Here is a 6687-nt window from a genome sequence, read left to right on the forward strand (position 1 = left end):
CCTAGCCGAGCAGCAGGTTGGTGCTCAGCAACGAGTCCGCGAGACCCGCCGGGGCGGTCGCGAGGGAACCGGCCGAGTACGGGGGCCGCGGGTCGTACTCGATGACCAGCTGGATCGCCTCGGCGGTCGCGTCCCCGGCGATGCGGCCGGTCAGCGTCAGGGCCAGGTCGATGCCGGCCGAGACCCCGGCGGCCGTGGCGTACTTGCCGTCGATGACGACCCGCTCGGTGCCGGTCGGCTCGGCGCCGAAGCCGGTCAGCGCGTCGAGGCAGCACCAGTGCGAGGTGGCCCGGCGTCCGGCGAGCAGTCCGGCGGCGCCGAGCAGCAGGGAGCCGGAGCAGACCGAGGTGGTCCAGGTGGTGGTCGCGTCCACCCGCCGCACCCAGTCGACCAGTTCCCCGTCGGCGAGGGCCGGCTCGGTCCCGGGGCCGCCGGGCACGAGCAGCACGTCGGCGGTGTCGACCTCGTCGAGGGCGGCGTCGGCGGTGAGCGCGAGGCTCTTCATGTCGGTGCGGACCGGCCCCCGCCGGGCCGCGGTGAACACCACCTCGGCACCGGGGATGCGGGACAGCACCTCGTACGGGCCCACGGCGTCCAGGGCGGTGAAGTCGTCGTACAGCAGGACGGCGATGCGCATCAGTTTCCTCCGGGAGGGCTGGGGTGGAAGCGGCGGCGGTATTCGGCGGGTGGTGCGGCCAGGGTCCGGACGAAGGCGCGCCGCATCGCCTCCGGGGTGCCGTAGCCGCAGGCGCGGGCGATCTCCTCGATCCCGTCCCCGGTGTCCTCCAGGCGGCGCCGGGCGGCCTCCAGCCGGACGCCGTCCACGTACCGGCCCGGGGTGACCCCGACCTCGGCGGCGAAGGCGCGGGCGAAGTGCCGCGGCGAGAGCGCCGAGCGCCGGGCCAGCGCCTCGACCGAGAGGTCCTCCTCGGGGTGCTCGGCGATCCACCGCTGGACCTCGCGCAACGGGTGCCGTGCGGCCACCTGGGCGGCCAGCTGGGTGCTGAACTGGGCCTGGTTGCCCGGCCGGCGCAGGAACACCACCAGGTGGCGGGCGATCAGCAGCGCGGCGTCGCGCCCGAGGTCCTCCTCGACCAGGGCGAGCGCGAGGTCGATGCCGGCCGTGACCCCGGCCGAGGTCGCGACGTGCCCGTCCCGGACGTGGATCGGGTCGGGGTCGACCTCGACGTCGGGGAAACGCCGGGCCAGGGCGTCGCAGTACGCCCAGTGGGTGGTCGCCCGGCGCCCGGCGAGCAGCCCGGCCTCGGCGAGCAGGAAGGCGCCGGTGCACACCGACGCCACCCGTTCGGCCCGGTCGGCCAGTTCCCGGATCCGCGCCACCAGGGCCGGATCCGGCGCGTCCGTGCCCTCCCCGCCGGGCACCAGCAGGGTGTGCACGGGCCCGACGTCGGCCAGGTCCGCGTCCGGCAGCACCCGCAGGCCGCTGCAGCTGCGCACCGGCCCGCCGCCCGCGGCGGCGAGCGTGACCCGGTACGCACCCGGCTGCCCGGCGGCGGCGCCCGCTCCCGCGAACACCTCCAGGGGGCCGGTGACGTCCAGGCTCTGCACGCCGTCGTAGAGGACGACGACCACGCTGCGCGTTCTCATGCGGTCAGCCTGTCAGCGGGTCGGGACGGCAGCAATGACCTGTTTCCCACCTTTCCTGCCACCGGCCGCCCCCGGCCCAGGGGGAACGCCGAAACGCCGGAAGGCCCCCCGCTCTCGCGAAGGGCCTTCCGGCTGTCTGTGCGCCGCCAGGGACTCGAACCCCGGACCCGCTGATTAAGAGTCAGCTGCTCTAACCAACTGAGCTAGCGGCGCCTGCTGACGCGGAGAACATTACCTGGTCAGCGGCGGAAACACACAATCGGCCCGGGGCGCCCCGCCGACGGGCGTCACGCGGTGAGGACGACCTTCCCCCGGACGTGCCCGGTGGCGACCATCCGGTGGGCGTCGGCGGCGCGCTCCAGCGGGAAGGTCTCGGCGACCTCCAGGCGCAGGCCGCCCGCCTCCCACAGCTCGACCAGCTCGGCCAGCCGGGCGGCCGTCCGCTCCGCGCGCAGCTGCCGCAGCCCGAGCCGCTCGGCGGTCGCGTAGTCGACGACCGTGCCGATCCGGTCCCGGTCGGCGACCAGCTCGACCGAGGCCTCCAGCGCGCCCCGCCCGGCGGCGTCGAACGCGGCGTCCACGCCGTCCGGCGCGAGCGCCCGGACCCGTTCCACCAGTCCGTCGCCGTACGCGACCGGGATCGCGCCCAGTTCGCGCAGGTAGTCGTGGTTGCGCTCGCTCGCGGTGCCGATCACGGTCGCGCCGTAGGCCCGGGCGAGCTGGACGGCCACCGTGCCGACGCCGCCGGAGGCGCCGTGCACCAGCACGGTGTCGCCCGGGCCGACCTTGAGCAGGTCGAGGGCCATGTGCGCGGTCTGGCCGGAGGCGGAGAGCGAGCCGGCCTGCTCCCAGGGCATCCCGGCCGGTTTGGCGACCAGGTGCGAGGTGTCCACGACGACGAACTCGGCCTGGCTGTCGAGTACCCGGAAGCCGATCACCTCGTCGCCGACCTCCCAGCCGTAGCTGCCGGGTCCGAGCTGGTCGACCACGCCGGCGAACTCGTTGCCGAGCACCAGCGGGCCCTCGGCCACGACGCCCGGCGGCCGGAAGCCCGCCCGGATGGCGAGGTCCACCGGCTGCACCCCGGCGGCGTACACCCGGACCCGCACCTGGCCCGGCCCGGCGGTGGGGGTGGCCACCTCGACGACCCGCAGGGCCTCCGGGCCGCCGGGCTCGGGGACGGTGACTGCCTTCATCGGGGGGTCCTGCCTCTCGTCGGTGGTGCGGCCGGTGCTTCCTTCCGATCATCTGACCTCAAGTGCGCTTGAGGTCAACTGCCTTCCCGGCGTGTCCTCCCGGATGGGCGCATTGTCAGATTTATCCTGGGCGGCGCTCAGCCGTCCGTCGCCCGGTCGTCCCCGCCGTCCGCCGCGGGCCGTCCGCCGCCCAGCTGTCCGTCGTCCGCCGCCCAGCCGTCCGTCGTCGAGAGGAAACCCCCCGTGGGCCAGCTGCCCCTGTTCTTCCTGGTGCTGCTCGCCTCGGTGGTGACCCTGCCGCTCGCGCGCCGCACCGGCGTCCCGCAGCCGGTCCTGATGACGCTGCTCGGCATCGTCATGGCGCTCGTGCCGCAGATCCCGGACATCTCCGTCGAACCCGAGCTGATCCTCCCGCTGGTCCTGCCGCCGCTGATCTTCGCCGTCGCCCGGCGCTCCTCGGTGCGCTACTTCAAGGCCAACATCCGGTCGATCCTGCTGCTGGCCGTGGCCCTCGTCGTGGTCACCACGATCGCGGTGGCGGGCGCCGTCCACTGGCTGCTGCCCGCCCTGCCGCTCGCCGCGGCCGTCGCGGTCGGCGCGCTGGTCTCCCCGCCCGACCCGGTCGCGGCCGTCGCCGTGGCCGGCAGCGTCGGCCTGCCGCGCCGCCTGGTCGCCATCCTGGAGAGCGAGGGCCTGTTCAACGACGTCACCGCGATCGTCATCTACTCGCTCGCCATCGACGCCGTGGTCGGCGGCGACTTCTCGCCCGGCCACGCGGTGCTGCGCTTCGTCCTGTCGGCGGTGCTCGCCGTCGTCGTCGGCGTCGCGCTCGGCTGGGTCAACACCAAGCTCGCCGAGCTCCTGGAGGACCCGACCCAGCAGGTCGCGCTCAACCTCCTGGTCCCGTTCGCCGCCTACACGATCGCCGAGGAGATCCACGGCTCCGGCGTGCTCGCCGTCGTCGTCTGCGCGCTCTACCTCGCCGAACGGGCCGCCGACGCGGACGCCGTCTCCTACCGGCTGGTCGGCAACGCCTTCTGGGAGGTCGTCGAGATCCTCATCACCGGCGTCGCCTTCGGCCTGATCGGCCTCGAACTCGCCACCGTGCTCAAGGAGGCCGGCCAGGGCTGGACCGGCTTCATCGGCGACGCGAGCATGGTGATCGCGGTCGTCGTCGTGGTCCGCCTGCTCTGGCTGCTCCCGGCCGGCTGGCTGTCCCGGCGGCTGCGCGCGGGGGACGACGAGGACACCCCGTTCAGCTGGAAGGAGAGCGTGGTCCTCTGGTGGTCCGGCATGCGCGGGGTCGCCACCGTCGCCCTCGCCCTGGCCATCCCGCTCACCGTCGACTCCGGCGCCGGCTTCCCCGAGCGCGGCCGGCTGGTCTTCATCGCCTTCAGCGTGGTGCTGTTCACGCTGCTCGTCCAGGGCCTGAGCCTGCCCTGGCTGGCCAAGCGCTTCCAGCTCGACCTCGACCAGGACCGGCACGAGCAGGCCGTCCGTCAGCTCTGGTGGCGCGCCGCCCGGGCCGGGCTCGACCGGCTGGGCGAACTGGAGGAACAGGACCGGCTGCCCGCCGAGGTCGCCGACCGCCTGCGGGACCGTCAGCACGACCGGCTGGCCCGGCTCTGCCCCGAGAAGTACGCCGAGGAGGAGGCCTCCGAGGCGAAGCTGCGGCTCTCCCAGTGGCGGGCCGCCCGGGACGTCGAGCAGGAGATGATCGCCGCCTCGCGGCGCGAGATGCTGGTCGCCCGCAGCGAGCTCGGCGCCGACCCGGAGCTCGTCGACCAGGTGCTGCGCGGGCTCGACCTGCGCTCCGAACGCAAGTGACGCGCCGTTCGCGCCGGAGCGTCCACCCGGAGTCCACCGCAGTCCACCCGCAGTCCACCGCACTCCGGACGTGCCCGTACGGAATGTGCGCCGCTCCCTCCGGCGTTGCATAGGCTGGCCCCGGGCAGGCCGTCAACGGAGTCGGCGCACCACCGGAACCCGCACGACCTCGCGAAGAGACCCTCACCGCCTGGCCCTGCCGGTATCTGCACCCAGATGAATCGAGGAACACCGATGTCGGAGACCAGCGCCGACGCCCGCACGCCGCTCGACCGCACCCCGCAGTGGGCCGCCCTCGGCAAGCACCGCGCCGAGTTCGGCGACACGCACCTGCGCGAGCTGTTCGCCGCCGACCCCGAGCGCGGTCGCCGCTACACCCTCGGGGTCGGCGACCTGCACGTCGACTACGCCAAGCACCTGGTCACCGACGAGACCCTGGAGCTGCTGCGCGAGCTCGCCGCGGCCACCGGCGTCGCCGAGCTGCGGGACGCGATGTTCCGCGGCGAGAAGATCAACAACACCGAGCAGCGCGCCGTCCTGCACACCGCGCTGCGCGCCCCGCGCGGCGCCGTCGTCGAGGTCGACGGCGTGAACGTCGTGCCCGGCGTGCACGCCGTCCTCGACAAGATGGCCGCCTTCGCCGACCGGGTCCGCGGCGGCGAGTGGAAGGGCCACACCGGCAAGCCGATCCGCACCGTCGTCAACATCGGCATCGGCGGCTCCGACCTCGGCCCGGCCATGGCCTACGAGGTGCTCCGCTCCTTCGCCAAGCGCGACCTCGACGTCCGCTTCGTCTCCAACGTGGACGGCGCCGACCTGCACGAGGCCGTCCGCGACCTGGACCCCGCCGAGACGCTGTTCATCGTCGCCTCGAAGACCTTCACCACCATCGAGACCATCACCAACGCGGTCTCGGCGCGCACCTGGCTGCTCGACGGACTGGACGCCGGCACCGGGGCGGTGGCCAAGCACTTCGTCGCGCTGTCCACCAACGCCCAGGGCGTGCACGACTTCGGCATCGACACGGCCAACATGTTCGAGTTCTGGGACTGGGTCGGCGGCCGCTACTCCTACGACTCGGCGATCGGCCTCTCGCTGATGCTCGCCATCGGCCCGGACACCTTCCGCGAGATGCTGGACGGCTTCCACCTCGTCGACGAGCACTTCCGCACCGCCCCGCCGGAGGAGAACGTCCCGCTGCTGCTGGGCCTGCTCGGCGTCTGGTACGGCGCGTTCTTCGACGCCCAGGCGCACGCGGTGCTGCCCTACTCGCACTACCTGTCCAAGTTCACCGCCTACCTCCAGCAGCTGGACATGGAGTCCAACGGCAAGTCGGTGGACCGCGCGGGCAACCCGGTGAACTGGCAGACCGGCCCGGTCGTCTGGGGCACCCCGGGCACCAACGGCCAGCACGCCTACTACCAGCTGCTGCACCAGGGCACCAAGGTGATCCCGGCCGACTTCATCGGCTTCGCCCGGCCGGTCGCCGACCTGCTCCCGGGCCTGGTCCCCCAGCACGACCTGCTGCTGGCCAACTTCTTCGCCCAGACCCAGGCGCTGGCCTTCGGCAAGACCGCCGAGGAGGTCGAGGCCGAGGGCGTGCCGGCCGAGCTCGTCCCGCACAAGACGTTCAAGGGCAACCACCCGACCACCACCGTCCTGGCCGGCGAGCTGACCCCGTCGGTGCTCGGCCAGCTGGTCGCGCTCTACGAGCACAAGGTGTTCGTCCAGGGCGCGATCTGGAACATCGACTCCTTCGACCAGTGGGGCGTCGAGCTGGGCAAGGTGCTCGCCAAGCGGATCGAGCCGGTGCTGCTCTCCGGCGAGGGCGCCGAGCAGCTGGACAGCTCCACCGCCGAGCTGGTCGCCCGCTACCGCGCGCTGCGCGGGCGCTGAGCCGTCGGGCCGCCCGTCCCCCGCGGGCGGGCGGCCCCCGGCCGTCCCGGCGCCACCCGACGCGGAAACGCCGGAAGGCCCCTCGCTCTCGCAAGGGGCCTTCCGGCTGTCTGTGCGCCGCCAGGGACTCGAACCCCGGACCCGCTGATTAAGAGTCAGC

General features: G+C 73.6%; 5 protein-coding genes and 1 tRNA gene. 2 read left to right on the plus strand and 4 right to left on the minus strand.

Going from position 1 to position 6687, the window contains the following annotated elements:
* Position 1: 1 nt before the first annotated feature.
* From ACFVU9_RS22040 to ACFVU9_RS22055, 4 genes are all read right to left on the minus strand, one after another.
* Entirely contained in the window at positions 2-637 is a 636-nt protein-coding gene (locus tag ACFVU9_RS22040) for a DJ-1/PfpI family protein (RefSeq protein ID WP_380435220.1), read from the minus strand.
* Positions 637-1608 carry a GlxA family transcriptional regulator gene (locus ACFVU9_RS22045; RefSeq protein ID WP_387595628.1) on the minus strand — a complete coding sequence of 324 codons (972 nt, stop codon included), beginning with the start codon at positions 1606-1608 and terminating at the stop codon, positions 637-639. The genes ACFVU9_RS22040 and ACFVU9_RS22045 overlap by 1 nt, the downstream gene beginning before the upstream one ends.
* 139 nt (positions 1609-1747) lie before the next feature.
* Positions 1748-1821: transfer RNA gene (locus ACFVU9_RS22050), tRNA-Lys, on the minus strand.
* Between the two features lie 74 nt (positions 1822-1895).
* Entirely contained in the window at positions 1896-2804 is a 909-nt protein-coding gene (locus ACFVU9_RS22055) for an NADP-dependent oxidoreductase (protein WP_380508767.1), read from the minus strand.
* Between the two features lie 243 nt (positions 2805-3047).
* On the opposite strand from ACFVU9_RS22055, the gene ACFVU9_RS22060 reads away from it, so the two are divergent.
* Together ACFVU9_RS22060 and pgi are read left to right on the plus strand one after the other, a co-directional pair.
* Positions 3048-4631, plus strand: a complete 1584-nt coding sequence (locus ACFVU9_RS22060) for a Na+/H+ antiporter (RefSeq protein WP_380435223.1) — start codon at positions 3048-3050, stop codon at positions 4629-4631.
* A 234-nt stretch (positions 4632-4865) separates the two neighbouring features.
* The gene (gene pgi, locus ACFVU9_RS22065) at positions 4866-6527 is read left to right on the plus strand and encodes a glucose-6-phosphate isomerase (RefSeq protein ID WP_387595632.1); all 1662 of its coding nucleotides are present in this window, start codon (positions 4866-4868) and stop codon (positions 6525-6527) included.
* Positions 6528-6687 lie beyond the last annotated feature (160 nt).

The organism is Kitasatospora sp. NPDC057936, assembly GCF_042887525.1.
Lineage (GTDB): Bacteria > Actinomycetota > Actinomycetes > Streptomycetales > Streptomycetaceae > Kitasatospora.